This window comes from Ruegeria sp. G12 (genome assembly GCF_056533565.1).
In genome coordinates this window covers 586,226-603,403 of record NZ_JBQFOO010000002.1, presented here as the reverse complement: position 1 = coordinate 603,403, position 17,178 = coordinate 586,226, and the positions used below count along the sequence as shown (strand labels likewise).

Here is a 17,178-nt window from a genome sequence, read left to right as displayed (position 1 = left end):
ATGAGCCTGAACCCCGCCGATGACAGTTTCGCCGATTTGATCCGCTCGCAGCTGGGGGGTGATGTTCTGCGCCCGGTTGCCGAGCGGTATTTGACCGAGCCGCGCAACCGGTTTGCGGGTCATGTGGGCGTGCTGGCCTCGCCACGCACGGTCGAGGAGGTTGCGGCGCTTGTCCGGCTGGCTTCGGATGCCCGGGTGCCGGTCGTGCCTTACGGCGGTGGCACCGGTCTGGTGGGCGGGCAGGTGATGACCGATGGCCCGGCACCGTTGTTGGTCTCGTTGGAGCGGATGACGGCCATCCGCGCCGTCTGCCCGACCGAGAACGTTCTGGTCGCCGAGGCTGGTGCCATTCTGGCCGATGTTCAGTCTGCGGCAGAGGCGGCGGATCGTTTGTTCCCCCTGTCGCTGGCGGCGCAGGGCTCGTGCCGGATTGGTGGCAACCTTGCGACCAATGCCGGTGGGGTCAACGTTCTGCGTTACGGCAATGCGCGGGATTTGTGTCTGGGGCTTGAGGCCGTGTTGCCGAATGGCGAAATCTGGCACGGTCTCAGCCGGTTGCGGAAGGACAATACGGGCTACGATCTGCGCAACCTGCTGATCGGGTCCGAGGGGACATTGGGGATTATCACAGCTGCCGCGCTGAAACTTTACCCGCGCCCGGCGGCGGTTGGGACGGCGATGTTTCGAGTGACCTCAGCTGAGGCGGCCATCGACCTGCTGGCTCTTGCCCGGGATCTTGTGGGCGAGACTATCAGTTCGTTCGAACTGATCCATCGGCAGGGTTTGGAATTTCTGACCGAGGTTTTGCCGGATGTTCGGCAGCCTTTCGACGTGCAACCCGAGTGGTGCGCTCTGGTCGAGCTTGGCCTGTCTGCCGGTCAGTCGCCTGCGGATGCTCTGGAGGCGATATATGTCGCCTCCGATGCGAAGGGTTTGATCAATGACAGTGTCATTGCCCAGAGCGAGGCGCAGCGCGCTGACCTGTGGGCGATCCGCGAGCGTATCCCCGAGGCGAACCGCCTGATTGGGTCGGTTTCAAGCCACGATATCTCAGTCCCGATCTCGGAAATCCCTGAGTTCATCCGGCGCGGAGCGGAGGCCATCCGCGCGATCGGCCCGTTTCGGATCAACTGTTTCGGGCATGTTGGCGATGGGAATCTGCATTACAATGTGTTTCCGCCGCGCGGTTTCAACAGGGCGGAATTCGATGATAAACGCGCCGCGATCCAGCATGCCGTCTATGATCTGGTGCATGAGTTTAGGGGCTCGGTCAGCGCCGAGCATGGGGTGGGACGTCTGAAAACCGATGATTTGGTCAAGTACGGCGACCCGGCCAAGCTGAACGCCATGCGTGCGATTAAGGCTGCGCTCGATCCGAAGGGGATCATGAACCCCGGAGCCGTATTGAAGGGGTGAACACGGCCCACAAAGGCCGTGTTCCGGTAGCAAATTACGACGCAGGCAGGATCACCTTGTCAATCACGTGGATCACGCCATTCTTGGTTTCGATATCGGCCTGAACCACATTGGCGTCGTTGATCATGACGCCCGAGTCCAGATCGACGGTGATGTCACCGCCCTGCACGGTGGCTGCAGTCATGTCGTCGGACAGGTCCCCGGACATCACTTTGCCCGGAACAACGTGATAGGTCAGGATCGCAACCAGCTGGTCCTTGTTCTCAGGTTTCAGCAGATTTTCAACCGTGCCCTCGGGCAGCGCGGCAAAGGCTGCGTCGGTCGGGGCAAACACGGTGAACGGGCCTTCGCCCTTCAGCGTGTCGACCAGTTCAGCCGCCTGGACCGCTGCGACGAGGGTTTCAAAATCTCCGGCTGCGACGGCGGTATCAACGATGTCTTTACCGTGACCGTCAGCCATTGCAGAGGTGCTGAGAACAATGGTTGCGACACTGGCGGCGGCGAATTTGCGGAACATATCGTATCTCCCATAAGTTGAAATGCTTTATGCAGCATCACTTGGGGTACGGAGGGTTATCGCAAAAAGATCACTGGCCGTGCGGAGGTATTCGGGTTGAAATCCGGAGGTGCTGCGCTAAGCCGTCCCAGCACCTCATTTCCAATCACGGTTTTGTGAACACGATGAGGTCAAAGCCCCTCGAATTCGCATAGGACATGAACATCCATGCCCATGTCTTCCAGCACTTTGCGGCCACCGAGCTCGGGCAGGTCGATGATGAACGAGCATGACATGATCTCGCCGCCCAGACGCTCGATCAGTTTGATCCCGGCCTCGGCGGTGCCGCCGGTGGCCAGCAGATCGTCGACCACAAGGATTTTCTCGCCCGGCATGATGGCGTCATCGTGGATTTCCACGATGGCCTCGCCATATTCCAGCTTGTAGTCCTGACTGATCGTGGTGCCGGGCAGCTTGCCCTTCTTGCGGATCGGGACAAATCCCACGCTCAGCTGATGCGCAATCGCACCGCCCAGAATGAAGCCGCGCGCCTCGAGCCCGACCACTTTGTCGATCCGCTCACCCGCGTAAGGATGCAGCATCTGGTCGATCGCCATGCGAAACCCGCGCGGGTCCGCGAACAGGGTTGTGACGTCCCGGAACATGATCCCCTCATGCGGGAAATCAACGATGGTGCGGATGTAATCCTTGACCGACTTGTTTCTGGACATGGCGGGCCCCTCTGGCGTCATAACACGCAGGGGTGTTTGGCCCATCGGGGTCAGTCATGCAAGGATTGATTGCCAGCGACTACTTGCGACGTTCCGGAAGGGCCTTTGGCAAGCCGTAATAACGATACAGCGCGGCGGGCAGCCACGACAGGTGAGGTTTGCGCCAATTGCGTTGATCTCGCAAAAGAAATGCCTGCGCGACATGAAGATTCATTGCCTTGTTCCTTGTTTTTTGTTAGGTGCCCGATAATTACAACCTCTATGCTATGTATATACAAAGCATAGAGGCGAGAATCAAGGGCAAGATGGGATCAATACGCGTGGCTAAGAAAGACGGCAAAAAGTCTACCAAGAAAAACAGTCAGTTAGTTCTGCGGTTGGATAAGGATGAACGGGATGCGTTTGTCGATTTGTGCCGCGAGATGGACACCTCAGCCGCGCGGGAAATCCGCCGCTTTATCCGCGGGTTCATGAAGGAACACGCCGAAGACTAGATCAGGCCGGGCGGCGCAGAACGGCCGTGGCCACACCCATTCCGATCAGAGTCAAGCCGCCGAAACGGGTTATTGCGGTGATCACGCCAGCGCGTCCGATCATGCGGCGCAGACGGTCCGCCAGCAGCGCATAGGCAAGCGCGTTCAGCCAGGCCAGACCGACAAATGTTGCGATAAGGATGGCGAATTGCGGGCCCAGAGGCTCTGCCGGGCGCAGGAATTGCGGCACAAACGCGATGAAGAAGGCGATGGATTTCGGGTTCAGCGCGGTCACTGCCGCCGCATGCCCGAAAACGCTGCGGGCCGACACGTCGCGGCCTGTGTCCACCGTGCTCAGCCCGCCCGCGGGCGCGCTGCGCAGCAGCTTGATGCCCAGCCAGACCAGATACGCGGCACCGGCCCATTTCAATATGGAAAACAGGGTGGCCGAGGCCAGAACCAGCGCCCCCAACCCCAGCAGCGACGCCGTCATCGCCACCAGATCGCCCACCGCAACCCCGGTGGCCGAGGCAACGGCCACGCTGCGGCCCTTGGACAGCGCATAGCTGAGCACCAGCAACACCGTCGGTCCCGGGATCAGCAGCAATGCGGTCGATGCGGCCACGAAGGCCAGCCAGAGTTCGAAAGACATGGGTCATCCTTGGTTGCGCGACCTGCAGCAAGCACCGAAGTCATCGTTGCGTCAAGCCCGTAACGTGCAGATCTGAATTCCTGAAGGGAAGATTAAGCTTGCTGCATAATCCTTGAATCTGCGCGGATGGTCCCCAGTCTGATACTATCAACGTATGGCGGAGGATCCGATGGCACAGACACGAGACGATTTTCCAAACGCGGTCACGCGGCCCGACGCGTCCGGCGCGCGGCGCTTTTTGCGAGTCATTTACACTCTGGCTGCCGTGGTCGTGTTGGCTTACGTGGCCGCCGTTGGCTACATGTACGTGAACCAGCGCGACTTGCTGTTCAAAGCGTCAGGCGAGTTGCCCGAACCCGGCGCGGTGGGGCTGTCGGATGTCGACGTTGTTTCTCTGCCCATGTCCGACGGGGTGGTGCTGACCGCATGGTCCGCGCCAGCCGTGGCCGAGGGTGCGCCCACCGTTCTGTTCTTTCACGGCCAAAGCGGCAATTTGGGCGACCGCGCGGACAGGATGCGGGAAATCCTGAACAGCGGCTACGGGCTGCTTGCCCCCAGCTATCGCGGGTTTCCGGGAAGCGAAGGCCAGCCGTCCGAGGTCGCCTTTGTCTCCGACGGTCTGGAACTGTTCGACCGGCTGACCGAGCAGGGCGAACCGGTTGTCCTGCACGGCCAGAGCCTTGGAACCGGCGTGGCCGCTGCCGTAGCCGCACAGCGCCCGACAGCGGAATTGCTGGTGCTTGAGGCTCCGTTCACCGCAACTGTTGACGTCGCGGGCGAGCGCTATCCGTGGCTGCCGGTGAACTTGCTGATGCAGGACAAGTTCGCGACACGCGACGTCATTGACCAGATCGAGGTGCCCACGCTGATTTTCCACGGCACTGACGATATCGTGGTCCCGGTTCACCATAGTGAGGCTCTGGCCGCGCTTTCCGGCGACAACGTGCAACTGTTCCTGATCCCTGACGGCACCCATAACGATCTGTGGTCGCATGGTCTGTGGCAGCAGGTTCAAGCCAGCCTGCCACAGCACTAATCTCGATCAGAGGATACGCCCGGCCACCGCATCCAGCTTGGCCAGCAAGGCCGGGTCTCGCTTTTCAGGCGCGGTGAGGATCGCGTATTCCAGCGCCCGGTCGCAGCCATGCGGACACGGGGCCCGCTCAGCCCCCAACAGCGCGGGCAGGCCTTTGACCAGCGTACGGGCTTTTTCGGCATTCCCGGTCAGCGTTGTGATGATGGCGGTCACATCGACCTCGCCATGATCGGGGTGCCAACTGTCGTAATCCGTGACCATCGCGACCGAGGCATAGCAAAGCTCAGCCTCGCGGGCGAGTTTCGCCTCGGGCATATTGGTCATGCCGATCACGTCGCAACCCCAGTGCTCGCGGTACATTTTGGATTCCGCCAATGACGAAAACTGCGGCCCCTCCATCGCCAGATAGGTGCCGCCGCGATGGATGTTGATCCCCGCCGCCTTGCCAGCCGTCTCGCACGCGTCGCTCAGGCGGGGGCAGGTAGGGTGGGCCACGCTGACATGCGCCACGCAGCCGGTGCCAAAGAAGCTCTTCTCGCGCGCAAAGGTCCGGTCGATGAACTGATCAACGATCACGAAATCCCCCGGAGCCATGTGCTCGCGAAACGATCCGCAGGCCGAGACCGAGATCACATCCGTCACGCCCAGCCGTTTCAGCGCGTCAATGTTGGCGCGATAGGGCACCTCGGTCGGCGAATGCACATGCCCGCGCCCGTGACGCGGCAGGAATGCCATTTCGACACCCTCCAGCGACCCGGTCAGGATCTGGTCCGAAGGTGCGCCCCAGGGCGTTTCGACCGTAACCCATTCCGCATTTTCCAACCCGTCAATGTCGTAGATGCCCGAGCCGCCGATAACGGCAATTTTGGTCTGAGTCACTGTTTCGCCTCCGCGTGGATATGTGGTGACAGATTTGTGTGGTCTGGGCCCTGCTTTGGCAAGGGGGCTATTCGGTCTGGTCCGGCAGATTGCGCGCCTGTGCTTGCGCGTTGAAATCTGCCCAGGCTTTGTCAAACCCGTCCAGCGGCCAAGTTAAATCTCGGGACTGCCCGTGACGATCTCTGAACACAAAGCGATAAGCGTCGCCGGTCTGCATGGCATCAATGATGTCCTCCGCTCTTTCGCCCTCGAACACGCAACTCAAACCGGTCAGACACCCCGGTCGCCGGGTGCGCCAGATGACCTGATCCCCCTGATCAATGCGAAACCCGGATGGAGAGAACAGGGTGCCCGGCTCCATCCCGAATTCAATCCTCGTGCCTTCGGGTTCGGGCGTGATGAACATGAACTGCGCTGCGAATTCTGGCCGCCCCGAAAAAACATCGACCCGTCGGATGTAACAACGCTGCCGTAATGCGCCGTCCTCTTCGCGCTCATCGCAGATCGAGGTCCAGATGCCGAAGACCTGATGATGGGTCACGCGCCAGTTTCCAGGCGTGTCATTGCCTTGTAAATCCTGCGCAAATGCGGGCAGGGCGGTTAGCAAAAACAGGAGCATCCAGCGCATGCACCACAATTGCCGTGTGCGCGACGACCGACAAGTCACGATGTTGCGAGGGCCGGCTATGCGCCTGCCGCATGGCTGCATCCCGCTTGGTGCGGTGGCTCAACTGCAGGCGTGTCGCTACAAGGACCCCTTCGCGCGAACACACCGACCTATAGGACTGTCCAATGCCCCGAGCCTTGCTGGCAAGCTTTGCCAATCGCCTTGCCATTCCCGATCTGCGCTGGTCGCCGGACGAGGGGCTGACCCTGTCCCGCCTGCGGATCGAGCTTTTGTCAGGGCTGACCGTCGCCCTTGCGCTGGTGCCCGAGGCCGTGGCCTTTGCCTTTGTGGCTGGCGTGCACCCGCTGGTTGGTCTTTACGCGGCGTTTCTGGTCGGTCTCATCACCGCACTGATCGGCGGGCGTCCGGGCATGATCTCGGGTGCGACCGGGGCGCTGGCGGTTGTGATGGTGGCGCTGGTGGCGCAGCACGGGGTCGAGTACCTTTTCGCAACCGTTGTTCTGATGGGCATCCTGCAGGTGATCGCCGGGGCGATGCACTGGGGCCGGTTCATCCGCCTTGTGCCGCACCCGGTCATGCTGGGCTTTGTGAACGGTCTGGCCATCGTGATTTTCCTGGCCCAAATGGGCCAGTTCAAAGTCCCCGGCACAATGGAAAACACCGGCCACGGAATGGGTGGCGGAGAGTGGCTGTCGGGCATGCAGCTTTATACTATGCTGGGCCTTGTCGCCCTGACCATGGCGGTGATCTGGATCATGCCGCGCATCACCCGCGTCATCCCCGCACCGCTGGCAGGTATCGTTGTGGTGGCGGCGCTGGTGATTGGGTTCGGGCTGGACGTGCCTCGGGTTGGTGACTTGGCGTCGATCGAAGGCGGGCTCCCTGCGTTCCACATTCCGATGGTGCCGCTGGATTGGGAAACGTTTGAAATCATCTTGCCATATGCTGTCATTCTGGCCGCCATCGGCCTCATTGAATCGCTGCTGACCCTGAACCTTGTGGGCGAAATGACTGGCAAGCGGGGCGGTGCGTCTCAGGAATGCATCGCGCAGGGCGCAGCCAACGTCGTGACAGGGTTCTTCGGAGGTATGGGCGGCTGCGCGATGATTGGTCAGTCGATGATCAACGTGAAATCCGGCGGGCGCACCCGGATTGCGGGCATCGCAGCAGCGTTGTTCCTGCTGGTCTTCATCCTGTTTGCCTCGCCGCTGATCGAACAAATCCCGCTGGCGGCTCTTGTTGGAGTGATGTTCATGGTGGTGATCGGGACCTTCGCCTGGAACTCGTTCAAGATCATGCGCAAAGTGCCGTTGACTGATGCTTTCGTCATCGTTCTGGTGACGGTCGTGACCGTGATGGAAGACCTTGCGGTTGCGGTGGTTGTGGGTGTCATCGTCTCGGCCCTTGCCTATGCCTGGAACAACGCCAAGCGCATCCATGCGGTCACACGGGAGTCCGAGACCGAGAAGGGCGCGAAGGTCTACGAAATTCAGGGGCCGCTGTTCTTTGGCTCCTCCGAAGGGTTTGTTGAACTGTTCGATGTGGCCAATGATCCGGAGACGGTCATTGTGGATTTCGTCGAAAGCCGGGTTGTGGATCAGTCGGCCCTGCAGGCGATCGAGAGCATCGCCGCAAAATACGAGGCCGCGGGCAAGCGCGTGATGCTGCGCCACCTCAGCCGGGATTGCCACAAGCTGCTGAACAAGGCCGGGCACCTGATGGTCGATAGTGACGACGACCCGGACTACGAAATCGCCGTGGACTACTCGGTCCGCACCGGCATTCTGGGCGGGCACTGAGGATTTGCGAGGCTCTGCCTCGCGCTCCGGGATATTATTAGACAGATGAAGAAAGGATCCCCTGCTTCTTCTGTTCAAAAATACTTCGGGGGAGTCGCGGCTTGCCGCGGCGGGGGCAGCGCCCCCAGTGTGCGGCGTACTCAGTCGTCCGGACGGCTGAGGCTGAACAGATCGTTCACCACCGAGTAGTCCCGATACCCCAGCCGCGCCAGCGGTCGGAACGAGGTGACGTCGAACTTACCGTCTCGAATATGGTCATCGTGCAGGTGTATACCTGTCACTTCGCCAAAGACGACCCTGTTGTGCTCGCCGGGCAGAGCCACGATTTGGGTCAGTTTGCATTCCAGTGACGCGGGTGCCCCTTTGATCCGGGCGCAGGGGATGGTTTCACAATCCACCGGGATTAGGCCAGCATGGGCGAACTCGTCGATATGTTTGGGCAGGCCTTCGGAACTGGCGTTCATCGCGTCGCGATGGGCGTGGGCGACGACGTTGACGCAGAACACGCCTGTAGCCTCGATATTGGCGATGCTGTCTTTGCCGCCGTCCTGGTCGTGTTTCGTGCCCGTTGAGGCGAACATGACTTGCGGGGGCGTGTAGGCGACCCCGTTGAAGAAGGAATAGGGTGCCAGATTGTTGATACCTTCCGCATCGCGGGTCGAAATCCATCCGATGGGTCGCGGCGTGATGATGGCGTTGAACGGGTTGTGCGGCAATCCATGGCCGTCTTCGGGGCGATAGAACATCTGATCTCCAAGCGTTTGCCCAAGGCGTATCGAAGTGCTAGGGCGAATTCCAGCAAGGAAAAGAGGGCGGGCGTGCAGCAGTTCGGGATCAAGCCGGAAAAGCCGGACGATTGGTGGGAGGTCGAAGCGCTCTACGACTTATGTTTCGCGCCGGGGCGTGAGGCACTGTCCTCGTACCGCTTGCGCGATGATGTGCCGCCCGTTGCCGATCTGTCGCTGGTGGCGCGGGATGGGCAGGGTATTCTGGCGGGCGCGATCCGGTTCTGGCCGGTCCATGTCGGAGATCATGATGCGCTATTGCTTGGGCCCGTCGCCGTCCACCCGACCCATCAGGGCGAAGGCTTGGGCGGATACCTGATCCACGAAGGGGTCGAGGCCGGTCGGGGATTAGGCTGGGAACGGGTCATGCTGGTCGGTGATGCGCCTTATTACAAAAGATTCGGGTTTTATCCATTGAAGGGGGTTGAGATGCCTCCGCCCACCAACCCGGATCGGGTTCTGGGGTTGGAACTGAAGCCGGGTGTTTGGGCCGAAATCCGGGGTCCGGTCACGCGCTGGGGCGGCTGACCTATTGAAACCGCGATGCGCAGCGCCGATGTCTTTAGGGCAGGAGGATGCGCATGCAGGACGTTGTTCTGGTCGACAAAGTGGATGCCGAAGCCGAATTGGACCGGCTGGCTGAACATTACCGAACCGCCGGTGGGGCGGGGGTGAAATTGCTAAACCGGCTGGGCGGGTCGGCGGAATCTCTGTTAGAACAATTGCCGGAACCAGTGCGAAATGGCCTGACCGGCGCGACCGAGCAGGCGCTGTGGTTTGCCGTTCACGCGGCGCAAGGCTCCCGTCAGGCCGTGCCTGACCAGCAACCTTGGGTGAATACCGCCGTCACAACCGCCATGGGCGCTGCCGGAGGGTTGGGGGGTGTTTCAACCGCGCTGGTTGAGCTTCCGGCGACAACCACAATGCTTTTGCGCTCTATTCAGGGGGCGGCTGCACGGGAAGGCTTTGATCCGGCGGAAGAAAATGTGAAATTCGATTGCGTTCAGGTGCTGTCAGCCGCTGGGCCTCTGTCTTATGATGACGGGGCTGATCTGGGGTTCTTTTCCGTGCGCCTCACGCTGACCGGACCGGCTATGCAGCGGTTGATCGCGGCCGTTGCGCCGCGTCTGTCGATCGTTCTTGGGCAGAAACTGGCGGCGCAGTCGGTGCCCGTTTTGGGCGCGCTTGCTGGCGGTGGGACAAATTATATCTACACCAAGTATTACCAACAGATCGCGCGCGTGCATTTTGGCCTGCGCCGTCTGGCGATGGATGCCGATATTCCGCATGATGATCTGGTAAGGAAACTGGCCGCCCGTATGTGAATTGGAACCGCCCGCGCTATCGTTCGCCTTGGCCGATTCCGCATCATGTGGTATGCTTTGCCTAGCCAACCGCAAAATAGCTCAAAAAACAGCGGTTTGGTGGACAGGCATTGATCCCATTCGAAAGGCGTCTTGGCGGTATGAACGCAAGGCTTTCGCCCAACCAATTGCTCAAATCCGGGAGTCTGCCGGTTCTGCCGCAATCGGGTGCCTTGTGTTATCGCATTAAACAAGGGCGGCCCGAGGTTCTTTTGGTCACAACACGACGGTCGGGACACTGGATTGTTCCCAAAGGCTGGCTGATCGACGGGCTAAGCCCGGCGCAGACCGCTGTGCAGGAAGCCTGGGAAGAAGCGGGTGCCGTGGGGCAGTGCGGCTCAGTCGCTTTGGGCCAGTATGCGTATCTTAAACAACGCACCAATAAGGGTGCGGCGCTGTGTCTGGTAGATGTGTTTCCCCTGTATGTGCAGTCTCTGGTTATGAATTTCCCGGAACGAGGCGAGAGAAAACGCAAGTGGTTTTCGCCTAAAAAGGCTGCGCAAAAAGTCAGACCGCCGGAACTTGCTGAAATTTTGCGCGGTTTTCGGCCATATACGAACTAGTGCGCCATCAGGCAGGCTTGATATTGGTGACCCGGTCGGTATCTATTCGGCAACCGACATTTTGGACGGAACATGATTCAGTACGCATTGAAATGCAGCGAAGGCCACACTTTCGACAGTTGGTTCCAATCTGCTGAAGCCTACGACAAGCTGGCTGCTGCGGGCATGGTGACATGTGCGGTCTGCGGCTGTGTGCATGTCGAAAAGGCGATCATGACTCCGCGCGTGCGTCCGGCCCGAAACGCGAAGGTGCAGCCCGGGGCGGCACAGCCCGCAGCGGATGAAATCAGCGTGGCAACCCCGTCGCCCGAGGTGCAGAAAGTTCTGGAAGAATTGCGCCGCAAGGTCGAGGAAAACTCGGATTATGTCGGCAAGGATTTTGCAAGCGAGGCGCGCAAGATTCATCTGGGCGAGGCCCCGGATCGCATGATCTATGGCGAAGCCAAACCCGATGAGGCCAAGGCCCTGATCGACGATGGCGTCCCGGTTGCACCGCTACCGTTCATTCCCAGCAGAAAGACAAACTGAACTCCTTATATCTTGAGCACCGAAGCCAATCTCGGATTCGGATGGTCTCAGGCGTAGGCGAACGGCTTGACGCGCCGCCACTGGACAACTCGGATTGCTTGAAAACCCGGAGCGGGCGCGCCTACTGAGGGTTCAGCGCTGCTTTGGGCAGTTCGTAGACCTCACCCGGTTCGATGAAGATGACGATCAGATCACCGCGGGTTTCGTGGGTGAGTTGCGATGTCGAACTGCTGGATTCCGGCACGCCATCCTTGAAATAGATGTTGCGGACGTTTCCAGCCCCGATCGCCACAGCCAGAGTTGCGGTGCCATCGTCATGACGGCGCAGTTCCGCGTTGCAGCTTTGCAGGGGATCGCCCGCATTTGCGGCGCAAGGAACAGTCCCAAGTGCGTTCTGGCCATCAGTTGCGGTCAGGCTGGCGACCTGCGCCAAAGCGGAGGATGACATAAGGGCAAGTGCGGCGGCAAAACGGAGCATGAACAACCTCTTGGATAAATTTTCGGGTAAGCTGACATCACGCCCGCGTATTGTAAAGCCACGCCGTCGCTCGGGCGGGGTTTCATTGCGCCTTGCTCTTGCGGCCCCCCTCGCATAAGAGGCTCAGAACCAGAAATCCAAGGCGCGGAGACACTTGCCCCCATGCCCGTACTCGTGATGAAATTCGGTGGCACATCGGTTGCCAATCTTGATCGCATCCGCCGCGCGGCGAAACGCGTGGGTGTCGAGGTGGCCAAGGGATACGACGTTATCGTCATCGTTTCGGCCATGTCGGGTAAGACCAATGAGTTGGTCGGTTGGGTCGATGAAACCTCGCCTTTGTATGACGCGCGCGAATATGATGCGGTTGTGTCCTCGGGCGAGAACGTCACCGCCGGTCTGATGGCGCTGACCCTGCAGGAAATGGACGTTCCCGCGCGCAGTTGGCAGGGTTGGCAGGTGCCTTTGATGACCACCAGCGCCCATTCTCAGGCCAGGATCGAGGAAATCCCGACCGACAACATCAGCCAGAAATTCGACGAGGGCATGAAGGTCGCCGTGGTCGCGGGCTTTCAGGGCATCAGCCCCGAAGGTCGCATCACCACGCTGGGCCGGGGCGGTTCGGACACCACTGCTGTGGCTTTTGCCGCCGCGTTCGGGGCCGAGCGATGCGATATCTATACGGATGTGGACGGCGTCTATACCACCGACCCGCGCGTTTGCGACAAGGCGCGCAAGCTGGACCGCATCTCGTTTGAAGAGATGCTTGAACTGGCCTCGCTGGGGGCCAAGGTGCTGCAGACCCGCTCGGTCGAGCTGGCGATGCGGTACAAGGTGAAACTGCGCGTGCTCTCAAGTTTCGAAGAACAATCCGACGAGGCCGGTACGCTGGTCGTCGATGAGGAGGATATCATGGAATCCAATGTTGTGGCCGGTGTGGCCTATTCCCGCGACGAGGCCAAGATGACCGTCGTATCTGTGGCCGACCGCCCCGGCATCGCGTCGACCATCTTTACCGCGCTCAGCGATGAGGGTGTCAATGTCGATATGATCATCCAGAACATCTCGGACGAAGGGCGCACGGATATGACCTTTTCCTGCCCGACGGATCAGGTGACGCGCGCCGAAAAAGCGCTGCTGGCGATTAAGGAAAAGGGCGAGCTGAACTATGCCGAACTGGTCGCCGACGAAGACGTCTGTAAGGTGTCTGTCGTGGGGATCGGCATGCGATCGCAATCCGGTGTGGCGGCGAAGATGTTCAGGATTCTCTCGGATGAGGGGATCAACATCAAGGTCATTACAACCTCTGAGATCAAAATTTCCGTTCTTGTTGATCGGAAATACATGGAACTTGCGGTTCAGGCGCTGCATGATGCCTTTGAACTGGACAAGGCGGCCTGAGCATTTTCTGCCAAAGGTCTCGTCTGACGCACTAATTTGGGTGGGCCATGGCGGACGGCACCGAAACTGAATCCCGCAAGCTGCTGGGGCGGCTGCGCGAAGAGATGGCCAGCGAGGCCGCCGGTCAGGAACGTCTTGACCGGATCACCCATCTGATTGCCGACAGTATCCGGGCTGAGGTCTGCTCGATCTACCTGTTCCGCGACGAAGACACGCTGGAGCTTTGCGCAACTGAAGGTCTGTCGCCCGAGGCGGTGCACAAGACGCGGATGCGTCTGGGCGAGGGGCTTGTGGGCCGTGTCGCGCAGTCCGGGAAAGTGGTGAACACCGCCGACGCGCCCTCGGCCAAGGGCTTCCGCTATATGCCCGAAACGGGGGAGGAGCGGTTCTCCTCATTCCTTGGCGTGCCGGTTCAGCGCTTGGGCGAAAAGCTGGGCGTTCTGGTGGTGCAGTCCCGTGAGGCGCGCCAGTTCTCAGCCGATGAGATTTACGCGCTGGAAGTTGTCGCCATGGTTCTGGCCGAAATGGCCGAGCTGGGGGCCTTTGTCGGTGAAGGCGCGGCCCTCTCGCCGTTGCACCAGCAGTCGGTCCAGCTTAGCGGCGGCCCGGCGCAGGAGGGCTCGGCCGAGGGTCATGTCTGGCTGCATGAACCCCGGGTCGTTGTCACCAACCCGATTGCCGAAGACCCGCACCGCGAACGCGAACGTCTGACCGAGGCGGTTGAGGAACTGCGTGTCGGTGTCGACAAAATGCTCGAAATCTCGCAGGGCGGCGACAAGGAGCAGCTGCAGGTTCTGGAAGCCTATCGGATGTTCGCTAATTCCAAAGGCTGGATGCGTCGGATGGAAGAGGACATCGCCCTGGGCCTGAGCGCCGAGGCGGCGGTGGAAAAAGAACAATCCCAAGCGCGCGCGCGTATGGGGCAGGTGACGGACCCCTATCTGCGGGAACGTCTGGCCGACTTGGATGACCTCTCCAACCGGCTTTTGCGCATTCTGACCGGGCAGGGCAATACGAACGGGGCCGATCTGCCGCCGGACCCGATCCTGATCGCGCGCAATATCGGCCCCGGTGATCTGCTGGAATATGGCCGGTCGCTGAAAGGCATCGTGCTCGAAGAAGGCTCGGTCGGCAGCCATGCGACCATAGTGGCTCGAGCGCTGGCGATTCCGCTGGTGGTTCATGTGGGCCGGATCACGACGGAAGCGCTGAATGGCGACCATATTCTGGTCGATGGAGATCAGGGCATTGTCCACCTGCGCCCCGAAGACACGGTGGTCAACGCATTCCGTGACAAGATCGCCATGCAGGCCAAGGCGCAGGAGCGCTATGCCTCAATCCGGGAAACGCCCTGCGTGACGCGCGACGGGGCGCGGATCAACCTTGTGATGAACGCAGGTCTGATGGCCGATCTGCCCTCGCTGGAACATTCCGGAGCCGAGGGCGTTGGCCTGTTCCGGACTGAACTGCAATTTTTGATCCGCAACCAGATGCCCAAACGGTCCGAGCTTGTGACGCAATATCAGCGCGTGCTGGATGCCGCGGGCGGCAAGCGGGTGGTGTTCCGCACGCTCGATATCGGGTCGGACAAGGTTCTGCCCTATATGAAACATGTGGCCGAACCGAACCCGGCGCTGGGCTGGCGCGCGATCCGTGTCGGTCTGGACAAACGCGGTGTCATGCGGATGCAACTGCAGGCGCTGCTCCGTGCCGCAAATGGCCGTCCGCTGACCATCATGTTCCCCTTCGTTGCGCAAGCCGACGAATTCCGCGAGGCGCGTTGGGAGGTCAAAAAAACGATCGAGCGTGAACGGCGACTGGGTCATGTCCTGCCCGAAACGCTTGAGGTCGGGGCGATGCTCGAAACCCCATCGCTGGGCTTCGCGCCTCAAAAGTTCTTTGACGAGGTGGGCTTTATCTCGATCGGCGGCAACGACCTGAAACAGTTCTTCTTCGCCGCCGACCGGGAAAACGAACTGGTGCGTCGCCGGTATGATACGCTGAATGTCAGTTTCCTCAGCTTCATCGAACGGATCGTGGAACGCTGCGATATCTCGGACACGCCGCTGAGTTTCTGCGGCGAAGACGCGGGCCGCCCGGTCGAGGCACTGTGTCTGGCCGCGATGGGCATTCGAACTCTGTCGATGCGCCCGGCCTCAATCGGGCCGGTCAAAAGCCTGTTGCTGCGGTCGAACTTGCAGGATGTACGCAAGATCATCGCCGACGCCCGCCATCGCGGGGAACAATCTGTGCGTCCGGCGGTGATGGACTGGTTGCGCACCCAGTCCTGACTTGCGATGCCTGAAACTTTCAAAGTTTCAGGCCCGGTTTCTTTTGAAGAAACCGTCAGCACCAGGTTTCAATGCCGCACGAAAATCCGGGCTTGATTTTCGGGCTGGGGTTTCTTATTCAGGCGTTGAATGTTAGCGATAACATATCAATTTTGCACATCCGGGCCGCCTGCTGATAAACAGGCGTCAAACCCCGAGAAGGAGCCTCGCCATGGTTTCACGCGTCATACCGGTTGATCCGTTCGACCTCGTGCTGTTCGGTGCGACCGGCGATCTGGCGCAGCGGAAAATCCTGCCGGGACTGTATCACCGGTTCGAGGTCGGCCAGATGCCCGAAGGGGCACGCATCATCGGCACCGCGCGATCCGAGATGGACAGCGACGGCTTCCGCGCCCAACTGCGCGCGTCGATGGACGAATTTGCGCCGAAATACGACAAGGCCACTCTGAACCGTTTCCTGTCCTGTGTCGAATACGTGCCGGTCGATGCGTTGGGCGATGCGGGTTGGCCCGATCTGGCGAAGACCCTGCGACCCGACGCCGTACGCGCCTTTTACTTGTCTGTCGGGCCGAGCCTGTTTTCGGGCATCGCACAGCGGCTGAACGATCACGGCATGGCCACGCCCGACAGCCGCATCGTGGTCGAGAAACCCTTCGGCCATGACCTCGCCTCGGCCAAGGCATTGAACGAGGGGCTGCGCGCCTGTTTTGAAGAACATCAGATCTATCGAATCGACCACTATCTGGGCAAGGAAACCGTGCAGAACCTGATGGCTCTGCGCTTTGCCAATTCGCTGTTCGAACCGCTCTGGAATGCCACCCATATCGACCATGTCCAGATCACCGTGGCCGAGACGGTTGGGGTCGAAGGCCGCGGGGCCTATTACGATCAATCCGGCGCGATGCGCGACATGATCCAGAACCATCTGGTGCAATTGCTGTGCCTGACCGCGATGGAGCCGCCCTCGAAGTTCTCCCCCAACGCGGTGCGCGATGAAAAGGTCAAGGTGATCGAGGCGCTGGAACCGGTCGAGCCCAAGGATATCGCGCGCGGCCAGTATCGCACGGATAAGGGGGGCGACGGCTATCTCGATCACGTCGGAAGCCCCGCCAGCCGCACCGAAAGCTTCATTGCGCTGAAAGCCCATATCGGCAACTGGCGCTGGGCCGGGGTGCCGTTCTACCTGCGCACCGGCAAACGCCTGCGCGCCCGCGAATCCGAGATCGCGGTGTTCTTCCGTGACCCACCGCATACGATTTTCCCGAACGTGGGTCCTCTGCGCGGCAACGTGCTGGTGATCCGCCTGCAACCGGACGAGGGCATCACCCTGCGCACCACCATCAAGGAACCGGGGCAGGGCGGGTTCCGCCTGTCCGACGTGGCGCTGGATATGAGCTTTGCCGACGCGCTGGGCGACGATGGGCAATCTCCCGATGCCTATGAACGCCTGATCATGGACGTCATTCGCGGCGATCAGACCCTGTTCATGCGCGGGGATGAGGCCGAGGCCGCCTGGGCCTGGGTTGATCCCATCATTCACGGCTGGGAAGAGCGCGGCGACAAGCCCGCGAAATACGATCAGGGCAGTTCCGGCCCAGAAGAAGCCCTGATGCTGATGCATCGCGATGGTCGCCGCTGGCGTCAGATCGGAGGATAAT

Annotated in this window: 18 protein-coding genes; 11 read left to right on the top strand and 7 right to left on the bottom strand. The window is 60.6% G+C overall.

All coding sequences use genetic code 11. From position 1 onward, the window contains the following. Positions 1-1,416 (top strand): FAD-binding oxidoreductase, encoded by a 1,416-nt coding sequence (locus ACR0JN_RS06835; RefSeq protein ID WP_480884872.1) that lies wholly within the window; start codon positions 1-3, stop codon positions 1,414-1,416. A gap of 34 nt (positions 1,417-1,450) precedes the next feature. On the opposite strand, the gene ACR0JN_RS06830 is transcribed toward ACR0JN_RS06835, so the two are convergent. Beyond that, positions 1,451-1,933 (bottom strand): fasciclin domain-containing protein, encoded by a 483-nt coding sequence (locus ACR0JN_RS06830; RefSeq protein WP_480884871.1) that lies wholly within the window; start codon positions 1,931-1,933, stop codon positions 1,451-1,453. Between the two features lie 170 nt (positions 1,934-2,103). After that, a complete protein-coding gene (locus ACR0JN_RS06825; protein ID WP_480817252.1) occupies positions 2,104-2,643 on the bottom strand; it encodes an adenine phosphoribosyltransferase in 540 nt (179 codons plus the stop codon). Between the two features lie 320 nt (positions 2,644-2,963). Between ACR0JN_RS06825 and ACR0JN_RS06820 the strand changes: the two genes are divergently transcribed. Further along, positions 2,964-3,137: a hypothetical protein gene (locus ACR0JN_RS06820; RefSeq protein WP_480884870.1), complete on the top strand. Its 174-nt coding sequence runs from the start codon at positions 2,964-2,966 to the stop codon at positions 3,135-3,137. A 1-nt stretch (position 3,138) separates the two neighbouring features. Here ACR0JN_RS06820 and ACR0JN_RS06815 read toward each other — a convergent pair whose 3' ends face one another. After that, positions 3,139-3,768, bottom strand: coding sequence for a LysE family translocator (locus ACR0JN_RS06815; protein ID WP_480884869.1), 630 nt, complete (start codon positions 3,766-3,768; stop codon positions 3,139-3,141). A 169-nt stretch (positions 3,769-3,937) separates the two neighbouring features. Here ACR0JN_RS06815 and ACR0JN_RS06810 point away from each other — a divergent pair, with 169 nt between their 5' ends. Beyond that, entirely contained in the window at positions 3,938-4,804 is an 867-nt protein-coding gene (locus tag ACR0JN_RS06810; RefSeq protein WP_480884868.1) for an alpha/beta hydrolase, read from the top strand. A 6-nt stretch (positions 4,805-4,810) separates the two neighbouring features. On the opposite strand, the gene ACR0JN_RS06805 is transcribed toward ACR0JN_RS06810, so the two are convergent. After that, complete coding sequence (locus ACR0JN_RS06805) at positions 4,811-5,683, bottom strand: S-methyl-5'-thioadenosine phosphorylase (RefSeq protein ID WP_480884867.1); 873 nt, start codon at positions 5,681-5,683, stop codon at positions 4,811-4,813. A 67-nt stretch (positions 5,684-5,750) separates the two neighbouring features. Then, positions 5,751-6,311 carry an invasion associated locus B family protein gene (locus ACR0JN_RS06800; RefSeq protein ID WP_480817257.1) on the bottom strand — a complete coding sequence of 187 codons (561 nt, stop codon included), beginning with the start codon at positions 6,309-6,311 and terminating at the stop codon, positions 5,751-5,753. A gap of 164 nt (positions 6,312-6,475) precedes the next feature. On the opposite strand from ACR0JN_RS06800, the gene ACR0JN_RS06795 reads away from it, so the two are divergent. Beyond that, positions 6,476-8,110 (top strand): SulP family inorganic anion transporter, encoded by a 1,635-nt coding sequence (locus tag ACR0JN_RS06795; protein ID WP_480817258.1) that lies wholly within the window; start codon positions 6,476-6,478, stop codon positions 8,108-8,110. A 140-nt stretch (positions 8,111-8,250) separates the two neighbouring features. Here ACR0JN_RS06795 and ACR0JN_RS06790 read toward each other — a convergent pair whose 3' ends face one another. Beyond that, positions 8,251-8,856: a flavin reductase family protein gene (locus ACR0JN_RS06790; protein WP_480884866.1), complete on the bottom strand. Its 606-nt coding sequence runs from the start codon at positions 8,854-8,856 to the stop codon at positions 8,251-8,253. A 72-nt stretch (positions 8,857-8,928) separates the two neighbouring features. Between ACR0JN_RS06790 and ACR0JN_RS06785 the strand changes: the two genes are divergently transcribed. The 4 genes from ACR0JN_RS06785 (at position 8,929) to ACR0JN_RS06770 (ending at position 11,350) form a co-directional block, all read left to right on the top strand. Further along, entirely contained in the window at positions 8,929-9,423 is a 495-nt protein-coding gene (locus tag ACR0JN_RS06785) for a GNAT family N-acetyltransferase (RefSeq protein ID WP_480884865.1), read from the top strand. A 53-nt stretch (positions 9,424-9,476) separates the two neighbouring features. Continuing rightward, entirely contained in the window at positions 9,477-10,220 is a 744-nt protein-coding gene (locus ACR0JN_RS06780) for an EcsC family protein (RefSeq protein ID WP_480884864.1), read from the top strand. A gap of 110 nt (positions 10,221-10,330) precedes the next feature. Then, entirely contained in the window at positions 10,331-10,822 is a 492-nt protein-coding gene (locus ACR0JN_RS06775) for an NUDIX hydrolase (RefSeq protein ID WP_480884863.1), read from the top strand. Positions 10,823-10,894: 72 nt separating this feature from the next. Next, complete coding sequence (locus ACR0JN_RS06770) at positions 10,895-11,350, top strand: DUF1178 family protein (RefSeq protein WP_480884862.1); 456 nt, start codon at positions 10,895-10,897, stop codon at positions 11,348-11,350. 121 nt (positions 11,351-11,471) lie between these two features. Here the strand turns inward: ACR0JN_RS06770 and ACR0JN_RS06765 are convergent, their stop codons facing one another. Next, positions 11,472-11,828, bottom strand: a complete 357-nt coding sequence (locus ACR0JN_RS06765; protein ID WP_480884861.1) for a hypothetical protein — start codon at positions 11,826-11,828, stop codon at positions 11,472-11,474. A gap of 162 nt (positions 11,829-11,990) precedes the next feature. Here ACR0JN_RS06765 and ACR0JN_RS06760 point away from each other — a divergent pair, with 162 nt between their 5' ends. The 3 genes from ACR0JN_RS06760 to zwf all read left to right on the top strand — a co-directional run bounded on the left by ACR0JN_RS06760 (position 11,991) and on the right by zwf (position 17,177). Beyond that, on the top strand, positions 11,991-13,229 hold the full coding sequence (locus tag ACR0JN_RS06760) for an aspartate kinase (RefSeq protein ID WP_480817264.1): 1,239 nt from the start codon (positions 11,991-11,993) through the stop codon (positions 13,227-13,229). Positions 13,230-13,276: 47 nt separating this feature from the next. Continuing rightward, the gene (gene ptsP, locus ACR0JN_RS06755) at positions 13,277-15,520 is read left to right on the top strand and encodes a phosphoenolpyruvate--protein phosphotransferase (protein WP_480884860.1); all 2,244 of its coding nucleotides are present in this window, start codon (positions 13,277-13,279) and stop codon (positions 15,518-15,520) included. Positions 15,521-15,731: 211 nt separating this feature from the next. After that, complete coding sequence (gene zwf / locus ACR0JN_RS06750) at positions 15,732-17,177, top strand: glucose-6-phosphate dehydrogenase (RefSeq protein WP_480884859.1); 1,446 nt, start codon at positions 15,732-15,734, stop codon at positions 17,175-17,177. The last annotated feature ends 1 nt before the right edge of the window (position 17,178 follow it).